Below are 16373 nucleotides of genomic sequence, written 5' to 3' on the forward strand. Positions count from 1 at the left end.
AGACCTCGCGGGGGGAGGGCGTAGGGAGGGGGAGGAGGCGTCCGCCTCACTCCCCCTGGATGCGCGAGAGCAGCTCGCCGGCCAGCGCGATGGCCTCCTCGCGGCGGCGGATGTGCTGCTTCTGGTAGAGGCTGCGGATATGCGTCTTGACCGTGGTCGGGGCCACCGCGAGCTGCTCGGCGATCTGCTCGTTGGAGAGCCCGGCGTGGATCAGGCCGAGGATCTGCCATTCGCGACGGGTCAGCGGCGAGGTGCGGATCAGCTCCGGCACGTCGGGGCGGGCGACGATGTCGTCGATCACCGAGTCGTCGAGCATCAGGCGCACGGCGCGGCCGAATTCGCGCTGGCGGCGGGCGAGCTCGAGCAGCCGCTCGGCGTGGCTCCTGGCCAGCGGGTCGAGGCCCTCGTCGCCCAGCAGTGGCTCGAGCATCTCCGGCAGTGCCCGGCCCAGGCGCAGGAAGCTGCCGGTGAGCGCCGTGCGGGTGGCCAGTTGCAGCGCTTCGCGCAGGTGCGCCACGGCCGCCGTCGGCTCCCCGCGCTGCCAGGCCAGCGCCGCCAGGCACAGGCGGTTGCGGTTGGCGTCGGTCATCAGCCCCAGCCGCTCGGTCTGGCGTTCCAGCGCCATGAGCAGCGCTTCGGCCTCGTCGAAGCGGCCGAGCAGGGTCAGCGCCCGGGCATGGTTGCGCAGGTTGCACTGGGCGAAGTGGTTGGTGGCGCGAGCGGGGTCGCCGGGCGGTGCCTCCTGCAGCCAGCGGGCCACGGCGTCCAGGTCGCCGTTGGCCTGCCACCAGGCCAGCAGGGTGGCGTGGGCATTGGCCTGCCAGTCGATGTGGTAGTCGCCCTGGACGAGGATCTTGCGCAGGCGACGAATGTAGTCGGCGCACTGGGTCTGGTCGCCGCGCGACAGCGCCACCTTGGCCAGGTTGATGTGGCACTGCAGGGTCCAGCGTTCGCCCTGGGTGTCGAGAACCTCGATGCCCTTGAGCGCCGCCTGCTCCGATTCGTCGAGGCGCTGCCACTCCCACAGCAGCTGGCCGCGGATGCGATAGATGAACTCCGCCACCGGCAGGCGCTCGAGGCCGGAGCGCTCGACCAGCGCCAAGGCGCGCTCCTGCACGTCATAGGCGGCCTGCAGCCGACCCTGTGCCACCAGCGTCTCGGACTGGTGACACAGCGCCCACAGCCGGCGCTGCGCATCGCCCAGGCGGGCCGCTTCGCGCTCCACCTGCTGGGTACGCTGCAACGATTCGGCCAGCTCCCCCTGGACGAAGCGCGCCTCGGCGAGAATCGCCGCGGCGGTGAGGGGCGTGGCGGCCAAGTAGCGGGGCGGCAGGGTCAGGGCCCGCTCGGCGAGAGGGGCGGCGCGCTCGGCATCGCCCTCGTTGATCGCCAGCTGGGCGCGCAGGGTGGCGAACTCGGCGGCCAGCTCGGCCCACTCGGGGGCGTCGAGCTGCGCCTCGATCCAGTCGATGGCCTGGCGGGTGCGGTCGAAGTGGTACTGGGCATGGGAGGCCCAGCCGTGCAGCAGGGTCAGCCGGGGGGATTCGACCAGGCGCGTGTCGCCCAGCGCGGCGAGCCCCCGAGCCAGCAGCGCGAAGTGGCCGTTGCCAAGCAGGGTGGGCCCCTCCTGCTCGAGCAGCTCGGCCAGCGCCCCGGGGGCGTCGGCCTCGATGGCCTGGGCCAGCGCCAGGGCGGGGTTGCCCAGCCGCAGCCAGGCCGTGCTGGCGCGCTGATGCAGCTCGCGCTGGGTGGTCAGGCTCAGCTCATGGCGGCGATGGCGCAGGTAGCCGGCGAACAGCGGATGGAAGCGAAACCACTGGGCATGGGGCTCGACCCGCTCGAGGAACAGCCCGGCGCGGTCGAGCGCTTCCAGGCGCTGGGAGAGCCGCTCCCCCTCCAGCAGCCGCGCCACCAGCGTGGGCGAGAAGCGCTCCAGCACGCCGAGCTGCAGCAGCAGGTGGCGGTCGGGCTCCTCGACGCTGTGCTCCAGTAGCTCGTCGAACCAGGCCACGAAGTCGGGATGGGCGCCGTCGAGGCGCTCGAGCAGGTTGTCGAAGGCCGCGCGCGTGGTGGTGCGTTCGATCAGCCAGGCCAGCGCCAGCGGCCACCCCCCGGTACGGCGCAGGGCGCGCTCGAGGCTGACCCGGGTGGGCGGGAAGCTGAGCTGCTCGGCACACAGCGTCTGCGCCTCCTCCAGGTCGAAGGCGAGTTCGGCCAGGCCGATCTCCTCCAGCTCGCCGCGCAGCCGAAGCCCCGGCAGGCCCAGGGCGGGGCGAGTCCGCGAGGCCACCGTGAGGGTCAGCCAGGGCGGCTGGTGGTCGAGCCAGTGGCGCAGGCTCTCGAGAATCTGGGGGTGGCGCAGGTGGTGGAAGTCGTCGAGCACCAGCCGCCCGGGTTCGGCCTCGCCCGGCAGCGCCGCCAGCCACGCCTCCACGGCGTCGGCCAGCGGGGCAGGCCGAGGCAGCTCGACGGCGAGGCCGAGCGTGCCGCACAGGGTGGCCAGCGCCTCGCGGAAATAGCTGCCGAAGCGTTCGGGCTCGTCGTCGCGCGCATCCAGGCGCAGCCAGGCCGAGGGTTGTTCCAGCGGTGGCAGCCGCTCGGCCAGCAGGGTGCTCTTGCCATAGCCGGGCGGCGCCTGGATCACCATCAGCCGGACCCGCTCGGTCAGCGCGAAGCGGTCGTTGAGCTTGTCCCGGGCCACGACGGTGGCGGGCCGCGCGGGGGGGCAGAGCTTTTCCTGGAGCAGGGGCATGGCAACCGGCACCGTACTGTAACGATTCAGCCAGTATGCCTGCGGCTTCGCCCCCTGTGCGCTGCCTACGACCAAGGGCGTAGGCAGCGCCCGTCACAGCCCCAGGCGCGCCTTGACCCGGCCGAAGGCGGCCAGGGCGAATTCCAGGTCGTCGCGGCTCAGCGCGGCCGACATCTGGGTACGGATGCGCGCCTTGCCCTGGGGCACCACCGGGTAGGAGAAGGCGATCACGTAGACGCCCTCCTTGAGCATCTCCTCGGCGAAGCGGGCGGCCAGGGCGGCGTCGTGCAGCATCACCGGCACGATGGGGTGCTCGCCCGGCAGCAGCTCGAAGCCGAGCCGCTCGAGCCCCTCGCGGAAGAAGGCGGTGTTCTCGGTAAGGCGGTCGCGCAGCTCGCGGGACCCAGCGGCCAGCTCGATCGCCTTCAGCGCGCCGGCCACCACCGGCGGCGCCACGGTGTTGGAGAACAGGTACGGGCGCGAGCGCTGGCGCAGCAGCTCGACGATCTCGCGCCTGCCGCTGGTGTAGCCGCCGCTGGCGCCGCCCAGCGCCTTGCCCAGGGTGCCGGTGGTGATGTCGATGCGGTCCATGCAGCCGCGGTACTCGTGGGTGCCGCGGCCGCCCTCGCCGAGAAAGCCGGTGGCGTGGCAGTCGTCGAAGTGCACGAGTGCCCCGTAGCGCTCGGCCAGGTCGCAGATCTCGTCGAGCCGGGCGATGTAGCCGTCCATCGAGAACACGCCGTCGCTGGTGATCAGCTTGAAGCGCGCGCCGTCGCGGTCGGCCGCCTGGAGCTGCGCCTCGAGGTCGGCCATGTCGTTGTTGCGATAGCGGTAGCGCCGCGCCTTGCTCAGCCGCACGCCGTCGATGATGCTGGCGTGGTTGAGTTCGTCGGAGATCACCGCATCCTCGGCGCCGAGCAGGGTCTCGAACAGCCCGCCGTTGGCGTCGAAGCAGGAGGGGTAGAGGATGGTGTCCTCGGTGCCGAGGAAGTCGCTGAGGCGCTGCTCGAGCTGCTTGTGCAGGCTCTGGGTGCCGCAGATGAAGCGTACCGAGGCCAGCCCGTAGCCCCATGCCTCGAGTCCGGCCGCTGCCGCGGCCTTGACCTCGGGGTGCTGGGCCAGGCCCAGGTAATTGTTGGCACAGAGATTGAGCACCTCGCTGCCGGCATTGATGCCGACATGGGCCCCCTGGGGCGTGGTCAGCTGACGCTCGTGCTTGTACAGGCCGGCCCGGCGAATGGCGTCGAGCTCGCCCTGCAGGTGCTGCTTGAAGGCTCCGTACATGTCATGACTCCCAGTTGAGCACCACCTTGCTCGCTTCGCCGCTCAGCATGGCATCGAAGCCGCGCTGGAACTCGGCGTAGGGCAGGCGGTGGGTGATCACCGGCGAGACGTCGAGGCCGGACTCCACCATCACCGACATCTTGTACCAGGTCTCGTACATCTCGCGGCCGTAGATGCCCTTCAGCGTCAGCATGTTGAAGATCACCGTGTTCCAGTCGATGGCGATCTCCTCGGTGGGAATGCCGAGCATCGCCACCTTGCCGCCGTGGCACATGTTGGCCAGCATGTCGCGGAAGGCGGCGGGGCTGCCGGACATCTCCAGGCCGACGTCGAAGCCCTCGGTGAGGCCCAGCTCGCGCTGGATGTCGGGCAGCGTCTCATGGCGCACGTCCACGCTGCGGGTGGCGCCCAGCCGCCTGGCCAGCTCCAGGCGCTCCGGGTTGAGATCGGTGACCACCACGTGGCGCGCCCCGGCGTGGCGGCACACCGCGGCGGCCATGGCGCCGATCGGCCCGGCGCCGGTGATCAGCACGTCCTCGCCGAGCAGGTCGTACTGCAGTGCGGTGTGCACGGCGTTGCCCAGCGGATCGAAGATGGCGGCCACGTCGAGGTCGATGCCGGGCTTGTGCTCCCACACGTTGGACATGGGCAGGGCGACGTATTCGGCGAAGGCCCCGGGCCGGTTGACCCCCACCCCGCTGGTGTGGGCGCACAGGTGGCGGCGCCCGGCCAGGCAGTTGCGACAGCGCCCGCACACCACGTGGCCCTCGCCGGAGACGAGCTGCCCGGGGTGGAAGTCGTTGACGTTGGAGCCGACCTCGACGATTTCGCCGACGAACTCGTGGCCCACCACCATGGGCACCGGGATGGTCTTCTGTGCCCAGCTGTCCCAGTTGTAGATATGCACGTCGGTGCCACAGATGGCGGTGCGCTTCACCCTGATCAGCACATCGTTGATGCCGACCCGCGGGTCGGGCACCTCGTCCAGCCAGAGGCCGGGTGCCGCCTCCTTCTTGATCAGTGCCTGCATGTCCTTCCCCTTCCGCTTGGAGTAGAGGGCCGATCCGGTCGGCGATGCCGGGAGTGGCAAATCGCCACGAGAGGTTTAATATAAGAGAACGATTTCCAGTATTGCAGAACATTTCCGGTTTTCAAGAAAAAATTCTTTCATGCTGGATTCTTGCCCGGCGCGTCGGGCATATCTTGGGTATAGATGAGAAGTCGAGGTGAAGGACACGGCAATGTCAGACGAAGCGCAAACGGAGGCCGGCAGCCTCTCCCATCGGGTGATCGAGCTGCGCAAGGGTCGCGGGCTGACCCTGGAACAGCTGGCGGCGGCCTCCGGCGTCAGCCGCTCGATGCTCAGCCAGATCGAACGCGGCAAGGCCAACCCGACCCTGGCGGTCACGCTGCGCATCGCCCAGGCTTTCGGCATGAACATCGGCGACCTGGTGGATCAACCGTGGACGGCCTCGCGCATCGAGGTGGTGCGCGGCGACGACGCCAGCCAGCTGTTCCGCGACGACCGCGACTGTCGCATCCGCACGCTGTCGCCGCTGCACATGGAGAAGAACGTCGAGTTCTACGAGATCCGGCTGGCGCCGGGGGCGCGCCTGCAGAGCGCCGCCCACTTCGAGGGTACTCGCGAACTGCTGACCGTGACCCGGGGCCAGGCGCGGGTCATCGCCGGAGACAATCGCTGCGAGCTGCAGCCGGGCGACTCGGCCCACTACCACGTCGACCTCGAGCACATCATCGAGAATGACGGTGATGAGGAGCTGGTGAGCTTCCTCGTCGTGACCTATCAGTAGCGCAAGGGAGAACGATCTTGACGGGGCTGGTGTACTGGCTGGACATGGCGGGGGTGATCGTCTTCGCCCTCTCGGGGGTGATACTCGCCTGCCGCTCACGCATGGATCCGTTCGGCATGCTGGTGCTGGCCGCGGTGACCGGTATCGGTGGCGGCACCCTGCGCGACCTGGTGCTCGGCGTGCGCCCGGTGTTCTGGATCGCCGACCCCACCTACCTGTGGGTGATTCTCACCACCGTGGGGCTGTCGATCGTCGGCTTCCATTACATCCATCGCCTGTCGCGGGTGTTCCTGCCGGTGGCCGACGCCTTCGGCCTGGCGCTGTTCACGGTGATCGGCGCCCACAAGGCGCTGCAGCTGGAGGCGCCCGGCGTGGTGGCGGTGCTGATGGGCCTGCTGACCGGGGTCGCCGGGGGCATGCTGCGTGACGTGCTGGCGCGCCGCGTGCCGATGGTACTGCGCCAGGAAGTCTATGCCACGGCCTCCATCGCCGGCGGTATCGTCTACGTCGGCCTCGGGGCGCTGGGGGTGCCGGCCGGTGTCGCCATCGGCCTGGCACTGGCGGTGACGCTGAGCCTGCGCCTGGCGGCCATTCACTGGGGGCTGGCGCTGCCGGTGTTCGCCTGGATCGTCATCCCCCCGCCGCTCGACCCGCCATCGGCCGATGGCGGCTCCACGACGGGAACGGCAGGGGGCGAGCCGCCGCCGGCGAAGGCCCGCCCCAAGGCGAGGGTGCGCATGATCTCGCCCCGCCGGCAGCGTACCCAGCGGGGCAAGGGCGATGGCTGAGGCGCCGGCGGCGGGCGTAGGGCTGCGGCGCTGGACGTGCTGGCGCTGCAGCATCCTCCTGCTGCTGGCTTGGCTGGCGGGCTGCGCCCTCGAGGCGCCGTCGCCGCATGAGGAGTTCCGGACGACCGGGCAGGCGATCCAGGCCGCCTATGAGGCGGCCTTGCCCGAGTTGCCGAGTGACAAGCAGCGCCACTATGCCCAGCGGCTCTATCGCATCAGCGGCGACCCGCATTACCTGCCCCCCATCGAGGCCCACGGGCGGCGCCTGCTGGCGCAGCTCGAGCGTGACATCGCCGGCCTCGATGAGCCGGGCTATGCCTCGGCCCGCGCCCGGCAGATCGTCGCCGACTATCCGCGTCGCACGGCCAAGCAGCGGGCCAGGCAGCGGATGCTGGCGGGGTGGGGCGAGATCGCGTTCGGTCGCCAGCTGCTCTTTCGCCTGGTCCAGGCGGACTATTACGGCCTGCTGGCAGCGATACCCGGGAAGGAGCGGGCGCTCGACTACCTCGGGAGCCTGGCCTGGCAGCGGTTCCTCACCGACCCCGAGGTGGTGCGCCTGTATGCCGCCCAGGTGGCGAACCAGGCCTGGTTCCTGCACCAGTTGGAGATCGTCGACCTGCGCCAGGCGATGCGCGAGGCGTTTCTCTCGGCCTTTCCCCCGGCTGCGGTGCCGGCCCTTGACGAAGCCGACTACCGCAACCGGCTCTACGGCATGACGCACATGGTGATCGCCGACAGCCGCTACTATCAGCGCTGGGTGAATCCCCAGCGGCATGCCTGGATCCTCGATGCCCTGGCCGGCGAGGCCGAGCGCATTCTGGACCAGGCCACCGAGGACATCCAGGCCGAGGTGGCGCTCGTCTTCCTGCTCACGGGCCACGCGGAACATCCGCTGGTGGACCGGATTCGCCGCCGGCTGGCGGCATCGGTCGATCCCGCAGCGGGCATCATCCCCTCCCGGAGCGGCGAGATCGACCTGGCCCGAGGCGAGCACCGCAATGTACTGGCGATTATGGTGCTGACCTGGCCGGGGCGGCTCCATCCCGGCCCGGACCTCGCCTCGCGGCTGGGCGCGCGACGCGCCCAGCCGCGCCACGACGCACCGCTGGTCGGCGTGAGTCAGGAGGCGGCGCCCACCATCTGCGGGGCCAGCGATGCCCTGATGTGGCGGTACAGCGGCCTCAGCGTTGGCTGGAGGCCGAGTTCGGCCTGGTGCTGGTCGATGTAGTAGGCGGCCCTGGGGCCGCAGTAGTCGATGATGTCACCCACCTGGCGAAAGCGCAGCCCCGAGATCTTCAGCAGGCGCGCAAAGCGCGGTTCCATCATGGCGAAGACGTGGCGCCGTCCGGCGAGGCCGACGATGGCGGTGGCGGCCAGGAAGAGGCTCAAGGTGACCAGCGGCGACGGGGGAGGCAGGCGATCGGCGGCCAGCGGTTGCAGATCCTGTTCGTGCAGCCCCAGGGCGCACTCGCGGGTGCGGCGAAAGCCGGGGTGGACGGCCAGCCGCGAGACCTCGCACAGTGAGCGGCGCTCGAAGCGGTCGGGGTGCAGCTGGGGATCGGTCAGGCCATGGGCGCAGTGCTCTTCCAGCGGCAGGCGCTGTTGCCGCCCGGCACCGTCGATGGGCAGGACCACCCGCAGACAGCCCGCATCGCTGTTGCTTTCGCGATGGTTGAGCAGACACAGGATGGAGTGCTGGTCGTGGGCGTCTTTCTCGAACGGAATGTCGGCGTCTTCGCCGAGGCGATAGTTGAGTTCCTCGCGGAACACCTGGTGGCGCAGGGCATAGGCTCGGTAGCGGCTCTGCCGGCTGCGAGCGATGATGAAGCGGTACTGTTCGACGAACTCGCGGACCCGCTCATCCTGGGGCACGTCGTGTGCGTCGCGATTCGTACTACGGGGCGAAGTCTCCATGCGATGCTCCCGGAATGGCGTCTGCCAGAGGGGTGGGTCGACCAAGGTGATAGCCCTGACCATAGGCGATACCGTAGGAGGTCAGGATCGGTATCAGCGCTTCCTGGTCCACGAATTCGGCGATGGCCAGCTTGCCGAAGCCTGCCGCGATGTCGGCAATGGCCTTGACGATGACCTGGCTGTCCGCGTTGGTGTCCAGGGTGCGTATGAACGCCCCGTCGATCTTGATGAAATCGACGGGCAGCTCGCCCAGGTAGTGGAAGCTGCTGAAACCCACGCCGAAGTCATCGAGAGCGGTGCGGCAGCCCAGGTCGCGCAGGGCCTGGAGTACCCCGCGTGCACTGGAAAAATCGGTGACCGCCGCCGTCTCGGTGATCTCGAGGATCAGCTGGTGTGGGTCGGCCCCGGTGGTCGACAGCTCCTGCATCAGGTATTTCTTGAGCCCCTCGTCATGCAGGGTCTGGCCCGAGAGGTTGACGGCGAGGCTGATGCCCTGGCCCTGAACCCGGCTCAGGGCGCGCAGGCTCTGGCGCAGCACCCAACGGTCGATCTGCACGATCTGGCCGCTGCGTTCCGCCACGGGTATGAAGTGGGCCGGGGAAATCAGTGCCCCCTTGGGACCGCGCATGCGCAGCAGCACTTCGTAGTGGCGCACGTCGCCATCGCTCAGGCGCACGATCGGCTGCACCATCAGCTCGAAGCCCTCCTCGTCGATGGCCTGGCGGATCCGTTCCACCCAGTAGACCCGCTCCTGCAGCTCGTCCTTGGCACGCTCGAGCGTCGAGAGCAGGTGCCAGCGCTGGGAGCCGCTCTCCTTGGCCTTGTACATGGCCAGGTCGGCATTGGCCATCAGGTCGGCGGGATTGTCGCCGTGCACCGGGAACAGGGCGATGCCGAGGCTCGCGGTTGCCCGGTGGCGCTGCCCACCGGCGTCCAGGCCGGTGCTGTCGAGCAGCGGGGTGATCTGCTTGGCGATGCCGATCGCGCGCCGGGTGTCGGCCCCCTCCAGCAGCATCGCGAACTCGTCGCCGCCCAGACGTGCGATGACGCCGTAATGGCCGAACTCCTGGAACAGCGTATCGGCCACCATGCGCAGGAGTCGGTCGCCGGTATGGTGGCCACTGAGTTCGTTGACGTCCTTGAAGTGGTCGAGGTCCAGCAGCAGCACGGCGCCGCAGCGGCCCCGTCGCATGACCTGCCCCAGCGCCTCCTGGAAGTAGCGCCGGTTGTAGAGTTCCGTCAGCGGGTCGCGCTCGGCCAGCCAGGTAAGGCGCGCTTCGGCCAGCTTGCGCTCGGTGATGTCGAGCCCCACCGAGATACGTGACGCCCGGGAGTCGTTGCGCGATGCCAGCGGTGCGTGGTACCAGGCGATGGTCCGCTGCCTGCCGTCGGCCGTCACCAGGCTGCGCTCCTCCTGGGGGATGGCGGCGTTGGGGTCGTCGTCGCTGCGCGGGGTAAAGACGTCATCGAACGGCCGGCCCAGCAGGCGCTCTTCCTGCATGGCCAGGGTCGTCAGGGCATAGTCGTTGACCAGCGTGATACGCCCCTCGTCGTCCTGGGTAACGATGAAGACACGTGCGGTATCCAGCAGGCTGCCGACGAAATCGCGCTCGCGGGCCAGCTCGTCAACTCGCTCGGCAAGCTGCTGGCCCCGGGCGGTGACCTCGCCCTCCAGCGCTTCCAACTGGTCGGAGAGGGCCAGGGTCGTGCCTTCGAGCACGTCGATCTCGTCCTCGAAGCGGCTGCGGGGCACGGGGATCACGCGGCGGGCCTTGGCGAAGCCGCCCTGGGCCAGGGCGGGGAGGACACCGGCCAGCCGACGCAGCCTCGCCATCGGGCGCAGCAGGATGGCCAGCAGCAGTAGCTCCGCGGCAAGCCAGCCGCCGATGCCGACCAGCAGCAGGTTGCGGGTGTTGTGCTGGATGGCCTGGATCTGGGTGGTGATGTCCGCCGCCAGCAGAAAGAAGCCGGTGCTGCGTCGGCTGTCGTCGGCCTCCATGCGCACGGCGGACAGCTCGTAATCGCGGCCGTCGTGGTGCAGGCGCAGCGGGGTCTCGAGCACGTCGCTGAGCATGGCCAGCTGTGCCGCCCGCTGCAATATCGGCAGGTAGTGGCCCGTGTTGGTCAGCGCGGCCAGGTGACCGTTCCAGTTCTCGAGGTGCCGCTCCGACGCCACCTCCATTTCCTGCGCCCCGGTGATCAACAGCGCGACGTCGCTGTCGGAGACCTGCTGGGCCTGGCGGGTCACGTCGGCCAGCGAGCGCGACAGGATCACCATGCCGACGCTGTCGCCTTCGACCAGGATGGGCGCGGCGGCATATTGCCGGCAGTCGTTGGCGCAGCGCAGGGCCGAGAGCGGGTATTCGGTCTCCATCACCTGGCTCACCCAGTCCTGCATGGGGCGCTCCCTGTCGACCTGGGCCTCGCCCCATTCGGCGAGCTGGCGGCCCTGGGCGTCGAACACCAGGATCTCGTCGATGCCGGCTTCGAGCTGGAGCGTGGGCCACTGGGACGAGAGCGAGTCGATCAGCTCCGCCCGGTCGGCATTCGCCAACGCCGGCCCCAGGTCGGGGGAGGCGGCGGCCAGCGCCGCGATCTGCTGCAGGCTCGCCTCGGAGCGCTGCAGGGCCAGGTGGATTTCGCGGGTCTCCCGGCGGTTGCTCTCCCTGCGGCTTTCCTCGAACTGGCGGGTCAGGTTGGCGTGGCCGAGCCAGGTGAACAGACCCACCAGCACCAGCAGCAACAGGCTGCTCAGGGCGAGCACCCGCCAGGTCAGGCTGAGGCGGGAGCGGGCTGTGTGGGAGGCGAAGGCGCTCATGCTGGCATTCCCTGGCCGGTTCATGGAGAGTAACCGTGGCTGCTGATCAGAAGCGCAGCGAGAGCTGGAACAGCAGCATGTTCCACCGCCGATGGGTGTCGGCAGGATCAGGCTCGTCGCTCAGCGGCAGCCATCCCGTGCCGTCGATATGATGATACTCGGCGGCGAGCAGCACTCGTGGGTTGACGCGCCACTGCAGCCCCAGGGTGATGTCGTCGGCGTAGCGTGAATGGGCCGGGCCGCGGCCCTGGGCCTCGTAGGCGCGACCCGAACGGTCGTCGCGGTCGCTGACCAGGCTGTCGTAACGTACCAGCCACTGCCAGTCGTCGAAAAAGCGCCGGGTGTACTGCACGTACCAGCTCTCCCCGGTGACATCGGAGCCCGGCACCGGGCCGGTATCGGTCGTCTCCACCTGGCGCAGGGCAAATTCCCCGGTCACCGCCCAGTTCTCCTTGTCGTACTGGAGAGAGAGAATCCAGGGCCGGAAGTTCAGTTCGCCCTCGTCGGCACCCAGCCCCAGGTCCAGGTTGACGTCCGCCGCGCTGAGCGCGGCGGTAAAGTGGCCGCCGGAGTGCTCGTAGCGCACTTGGGCGATCGACGAGGTGCTGCCGTCGACCTCCATGCCCAGCTGGGGGGGATAGAGCTGGCTGTCGAGGTCGCGCGTGGTGGGGGTGCCGACGCCGCCGGTGAAGCGCAAGGTGCCATGCTCGAGGCGTTCCTCGGCGTAGACGCTGGCGCCGTCGGCCGACAGCCCGAGCGAGCGGGTGCGATCGAAATAGATCGACTGGGGCAGCAGTATGCTGGGGCGGGTGAAAGCCACGTCCCGGGTCTGGTTGTAGAAGCCGAAGGGGTTCTTGAAGCGCCCCAGCTGGATGCCCAGGGTGCGCCGCTGGTCGGAGAGCGGCTGGTAGTCGATCACGCCGTAGTCGAGGGCCGGGCGGGCATCGCTGCCGTCGCCGCCGGCACGGCGGCTGAGTACCTGCGCCGCCACCAGCACGTCATGGCGCGGCCGGATCGAGGCATTGGCGCCGATCTCGGTATACTTGAGGCTGCCGTCGCCGCCGCTGCTGGGGCCGAAGAAGTCGTTGTCGTCGGTGATGATGAGCGCCTGGCTGAGAAAGCCGTGTACCTGAAGGGTGTCCATGACGCCTTCCGCCGCGGCCACGGGGGCCCAGCCGAGAGCCAGCGCCAGCAACGCCGGGCGCGAGCGACGGCGATCACTCCATGGAAATGACTTGGACTCTCTCATCCAGATACTCCCTTTCCAGATACCCAAGGGCGCCAGGCGTGGTGGCGACGCGTTCCAGCATCTCAGCCTGGCTGCCGACCTGGCTTGGCGCCTGACCCGTTCCCGAGAACACCATGCGATCCCAGGCCAACTGCAGTTGATGGGGGTAAACGGTTAGACGCTCCTTGGCGAAGCGTGCGTGGACGGGGTGGGTGCTGGGCAGCACGAAGACCCGCACGGCCTGGCCATTGGGCCAGCTGCGCTGGCGCATCGCGAAAATGGCCCGGGTGGTATCGCGGGTAAGAGCGGCATCGGCCACGTTGGGGTGAGCGATCAGCACGATCTGACGCTCATCGGCCTGCACGGGCAGGGACAGCAGTGCCAGCACCAGCGGCAGCAGCCAACGTGTCAATCCAGCCACGCGCCCGCTTCCCGAAGGTGCCGCACCGAACCCGCTCGGCCCGAAAAAAAGGCTCCCGTGCCTGGCTCAACGGTGACGTAGGCTGGCCAGGACTTGCTGAGCGTATCGATAATGTAACCCCCCGATCCCTGACTAAGCTGGAGCGGCCCGTATCCACAGGCTCATGCTACCTGGTGTTATGTATCGTACTTTAGTCCCTTAGCGTTGTTGTACGATATACGTATATCACAAGAATGACGATTAAGGGCAAGAGCGCTGCCCGGCCCGAAGTGGCCGCGGCATTGGAAAAAATGGCATCATCGCCCCTTTGAAACTCGAGCTATCCCAACCAAGGACAGGCCTGAACACGCATGTTTCTCGACCCTTACCATACGCAAGCGGGCGCGGCTGTCCGCATCTCCGCGCAGCAGGCCAGCGACTTCGCCAAGCGTGTCGCCGGAGACTTCAACCCCATCCATGATGCGGGAGCCCGCCGGTTCTGCGTTCCCGGTGACCTGCTGTTCGCCCTGGTGCTGAGTCGCTTCGGCCTCTCCCGGCACATGGACTTTCGCTTTCGCAGCATGGTGGGCGACGGGATCCTGTTGCGCCTGGAGGAGAACGCAGCGGGGCAGCTCGTGGTCAGGGACGACGAGGGCAAGCAGTACCTCGAAGTGGGCCGGGAGGGCGAGACCAACCACGACGAGAGCGCCATCGAGGCCTTCACACGCTGCTACGTGGCCTTCTCGGGAAGGAACTTTCCCCATGTGCTAAAGCCGCTGCTCGAGGCGCGTGGCGTGATGTTCAACCCCAAGCGTCCGCTGGTGATCTACGACAGCATGGGTTTCTCGCTCGACCGCCTCGACCTGGTCGAGCCCTCCCTGGAGCTGGTCGAGTCGAGCCTCGAGGTGGTCGGCAAGCGCGGTGACGTCAGGCTGGAGTTTCGCATCAACGATCGTGGGCGGCCGGTCGGCCAGGGCTCGAAGAAGCTGGTGGTCAGCGGCCTGAGTGACTACGACCCCGCCGCCATGGACGACATCGTCGCCGAATTCTATCGTCTGAAGGCGGCCTACGAGAGCGCCGGCTGAGCCCGCCCCCGGCGCTCAGCCTCTACCCCCTCCATCTTCGCGTTACCCCTTTCTGGCGGGCACGGGCCATGTTTCCCCCATCCGGCGCGCCAGGCGCCTAGTGCGCCTGCGTGGCGGTCCTGTGCCGATCTTTCGGCACGTACAAGGTCTTGCCGAACAGCACGGCGCCACCGGGAATGCGGTTGGCGGCCCAGTTGAAGGCGATGGAGCCGGCCATCCCCACCACGATCAGCAGCAGCGAATAGACCGGCAGCGAGAAGGGAACGAACTCGTGGGCGAAATCCACCATGGCGAAGAACATGGGGTGAGCCAGGTAGATGCCGAACGAGTAGCGGTTGACGAACTTGACCAGCGGCGTGGCGCGCACGCTGCGCAGCCGCGTGACCGTGAACAGCGTGAACAGGACGAAGAGTGGCACGACCCAGGTCTCCTTGGAGGAGTGCTCCAGCCAGCCGAACCAGGTGAGCAGGGCGATCCAGGCGACATAGGCCAGCAGCAGCTGCGGCCGCGCCAGCCGCTCGAGCCAGGGAAACTCATGCAGCCGCTGAGGTACGAGCTGGGGATAGTAGCGCACCACCAGCATGGCCAGGAAGAACAGGTAGATCCAGCCGAGCGGGGCGATCCAGTGCAGGTAGCCCGGCGGTTCGAAGTCGAACAGGCGGGCCAGGCCCCAGTAGGCCATGCTGATGACACTGCCAAGCATCAGCCAGGGGCCGGGGGGGAGCCAGCGTTCCAGGTCATAGCGTGAGTAGAGCCAGTAGAAGGCATAGAACTGCATGGCGATGATCAGGAAATAGCCATGCCAGCCGGCGTAGATGAGGTATTCCACCAGGGTGTCGACGAGGTCGACCGGCACCCCCTCCCGGCGCAGGTTGACGTACTTCGTCAGCGAGTAGATCAGGCCATAGACGACGTACGGCACCATCACGTAGCGCAGGCGCTTGACCAGGAAACCGGAAGGCGGGTGATTGCCGTAGCGGGCCGAGAACAGGAAGATCGAGATGAAGATGAAGATGGGCGTGCCCAGCACGGTTGGGATGCGCGCCAGGTCGACATAGACGTTGTCAACGTACTGGTTCAGGCGGTCGAGGAAGTGAAAGCCGAACACGGCGAGGCAGCCGTAGAAGCGCAGCCAGTAGATTTCTTCGATCCGCTTCATGAACGCCTTGCCTTCCCTGGGAACGAGGAACATCGATCGTCGGTACGCTGTCGGACCATGACGGGACGGAAAGATTCCCTTGATACGCGAGTGTTTATCGGCACAGGGAGCCATGTGCTATGACGTTCAGACGCACCCTTGTCGCCCTGCTGGCGGCGCTGTGGTACGCGCCGGCGGCACAGGCCGGGGAGGTCACCTACCACCGTTTCGCTTCGGAGATCCTGGGGCGGGATTACCCCTATGCCCTCTACTTGCCGGATGGCTACCACGACACCAACCAGGCCTACCCCATCCTCTACCTGCTGCACGGCTCGTTCGGCAGCGAGCGGGACTGGGTCGAGAACGGCCGCCTCGAGCGGGCGGCCGATCGCTTGATTCGGGAAGGCAGCCTGCCGCCGACGGTCATCGTCATGCCCGGCAGCGAGAGCTGGTGGATCGACGGTCACAACGAGGCGGCACGGTCAGCCTTTCTCGGCGAGCTCATCCCCTATCTCGAGGAGACCTGGCGGGTCGTGCCCCAGCGCGAATGGCGCGCCATCGCCGGCCTTTCCGCCGGGGGCTACGGCACCCTCAACTTCGTGCTCGAGCGTCCCGACCTGTTCGCCGCTGCGGCTGCCCTGAGCCCCGCCAGCTACCATCCGCTGCCGCCCCGTAGCTCCTCGGCCTGGCGTCACCCTGCCTTCCTCGACGAATCGGGCAACTTCGACGAGGCGCTGTGGCGGCGCCGCAACTACACCGCCCACCTGGACGCCTACCTGGAGCGCGAAGAGGTGGTGCCGCTCTACCTCAGCGCCGGCAACCGCGACGTCTACCACGCCGAGCACCACGCGCGCCTCGTGCATCAGGCGCTGGCGCCTCATCAGCCCGAGCTGGTGACGATGGAGGTGCTGCGCGGCGGGCATACCTGGCGTGTGTGGCGGGCCAGCCTGCCCAATGCCCTGGCCTGGATCGGACGTTTCCTGCAGGGGCCGGTGCCGCTCGAGACCCTGGCCGAGGAGGCCGCCGTCGAGGAGCTCGAGGTCGGCGCCGGCCCCGGCTAGTACCGAAGCGTGTGTCGGGGCAACCGAAAGCGGGGTTGGCGTCGCGCTCGCTAGACCTTAGTCTCAAGGCTCGACCCCCTTCCAGGCCCCTTGA

Annotated in this window: 13 protein-coding genes; 5 read left to right on the forward strand and 8 right to left on the reverse strand. The window is 68.3% G+C overall.

The genetic code is table 11. The annotated features are described in order from the left end of the window. Positions 1-46: 46 nt before the first annotated feature. The 3 genes from malT to tdh all read right to left on the reverse strand — a co-directional run bounded on the left by malT (position 47) and on the right by tdh (position 5066). Entirely contained in the window at positions 47-2752 is a 2706-nt protein-coding gene (gene malT, locus DIS04_RS09385; RefSeq protein WP_111413500.1) for an HTH-type transcriptional regulator MalT, read from the reverse strand. A 93-nt stretch (positions 2753-2845) separates the two neighbouring features. Then, the gene (gene kbl / locus DIS04_RS09390) at positions 2846-4036 is read right to left on the reverse strand and encodes a glycine C-acetyltransferase (protein ID WP_111413501.1); all 1191 of its coding nucleotides are present in this window, start codon (positions 4034-4036) and stop codon (positions 2846-2848) included. A gap of 1 nt (position 4037) precedes the next feature. Then, on the reverse strand, positions 4038-5066 hold the full coding sequence (tdh, locus tag DIS04_RS09395; protein ID WP_111413502.1) for an L-threonine 3-dehydrogenase: 1029 nt from the start codon (positions 5064-5066) through the stop codon (positions 4038-4040). Positions 5067-5277: 211 nt separating this feature from the next. Here tdh and DIS04_RS09400 point away from each other — a divergent pair, with 211 nt between their 5' ends. Genes DIS04_RS09400 through DIS04_RS09410 form a run of 3 tightly spaced genes read left to right on the forward strand, consistent with a single transcriptional unit; the run spans position 5278 to position 7863 of the window. After that, positions 5278-5847, forward strand: a complete 570-nt coding sequence (locus DIS04_RS09400) for a helix-turn-helix domain-containing protein (protein WP_111413503.1) — start codon at positions 5278-5280, stop codon at positions 5845-5847. Between the two features lie 17 nt (positions 5848-5864). Further along, positions 5865-6635, forward strand: a complete 771-nt coding sequence (locus DIS04_RS09405) for a trimeric intracellular cation channel family protein (RefSeq protein ID WP_111413504.1) — start codon at positions 5865-5867, stop codon at positions 6633-6635. Then, complete coding sequence (locus DIS04_RS09410; RefSeq protein WP_111413505.1) at positions 6628-7863, forward strand: DUF3541 domain-containing protein; 1236 nt, start codon at positions 6628-6630, stop codon at positions 7861-7863. The genes DIS04_RS09405 and DIS04_RS09410 overlap by 8 nt, the downstream gene beginning before the upstream one ends. Here the strand turns inward: DIS04_RS09410 and DIS04_RS09415 are convergent. The 4 genes from DIS04_RS09415 to DIS04_RS09430 are packed head-to-tail and all read right to left on the reverse strand — an operon-like array spanning position 7755 to position 13016. Beyond that, entirely contained in the window at positions 7755-8549 is a 795-nt protein-coding gene (locus DIS04_RS09415; RefSeq protein WP_162623041.1) for a PEP-CTERM/exosortase system-associated acyltransferase, read from the reverse strand. The genes DIS04_RS09410 and DIS04_RS09415 overlap by 109 nt on opposite strands. Continuing rightward, complete coding sequence (locus DIS04_RS09420) at positions 8530-11367, reverse strand: bifunctional diguanylate cyclase/phosphodiesterase (protein ID WP_111413507.1); 2838 nt, start codon at positions 11365-11367, stop codon at positions 8530-8532. Before DIS04_RS09420 ends, DIS04_RS09415 begins: the two co-directional genes overlap by 20 nt. 46 nt (positions 11368-11413) lie before the next feature. Further along, on the reverse strand, positions 11414-12616 hold the full coding sequence (locus DIS04_RS09425) for an OprO/OprP family phosphate-selective porin (RefSeq protein ID WP_218938146.1): 1203 nt from the start codon (positions 12614-12616) through the stop codon (positions 11414-11416). Continuing rightward, entirely contained in the window at positions 12585-13016 is a 432-nt protein-coding gene (locus DIS04_RS09430; protein WP_218938147.1) for a hypothetical protein, read from the reverse strand. Before DIS04_RS09430 ends, DIS04_RS09425 begins: the two co-directional genes overlap by 32 nt. 350 nt (positions 13017-13366) lie before the next feature. Between DIS04_RS09430 and DIS04_RS09435 the strand changes: the two genes are divergently transcribed. Further along, positions 13367-14080 carry a DUF3581 domain-containing protein gene (locus DIS04_RS09435; protein WP_111413508.1) on the forward strand — a complete coding sequence of 238 codons (714 nt, stop codon included), beginning with the start codon at positions 13367-13369 and terminating at the stop codon, positions 14078-14080. Positions 14081-14177: 97 nt separating this feature from the next. Here DIS04_RS09435 and DIS04_RS09440 read toward each other — a convergent pair whose 3' ends face one another. Next, on the reverse strand, positions 14178-15239 hold the full coding sequence (locus DIS04_RS09440) for an acyltransferase family protein (protein WP_111413509.1): 1062 nt from the start codon (positions 15237-15239) through the stop codon (positions 14178-14180). A gap of 119 nt (positions 15240-15358) precedes the next feature. On the opposite strand from DIS04_RS09440, the gene DIS04_RS09445 reads away from it, so the two are divergent. Continuing rightward, the gene (locus DIS04_RS09445) at positions 15359-16279 is read left to right on the forward strand and encodes an alpha/beta hydrolase (RefSeq protein ID WP_111413510.1); all 921 of its coding nucleotides are present in this window, start codon (positions 15359-15361) and stop codon (positions 16277-16279) included. Positions 16280-16373 lie beyond the last annotated feature (94 nt).

Source organism: Billgrantia lactosivorans (assembly GCF_003254665.1).
GTDB classification, from domain to species: Bacteria; Pseudomonadota; Gammaproteobacteria; order Pseudomonadales; family Halomonadaceae; genus Halomonas; species Halomonas lactosivorans.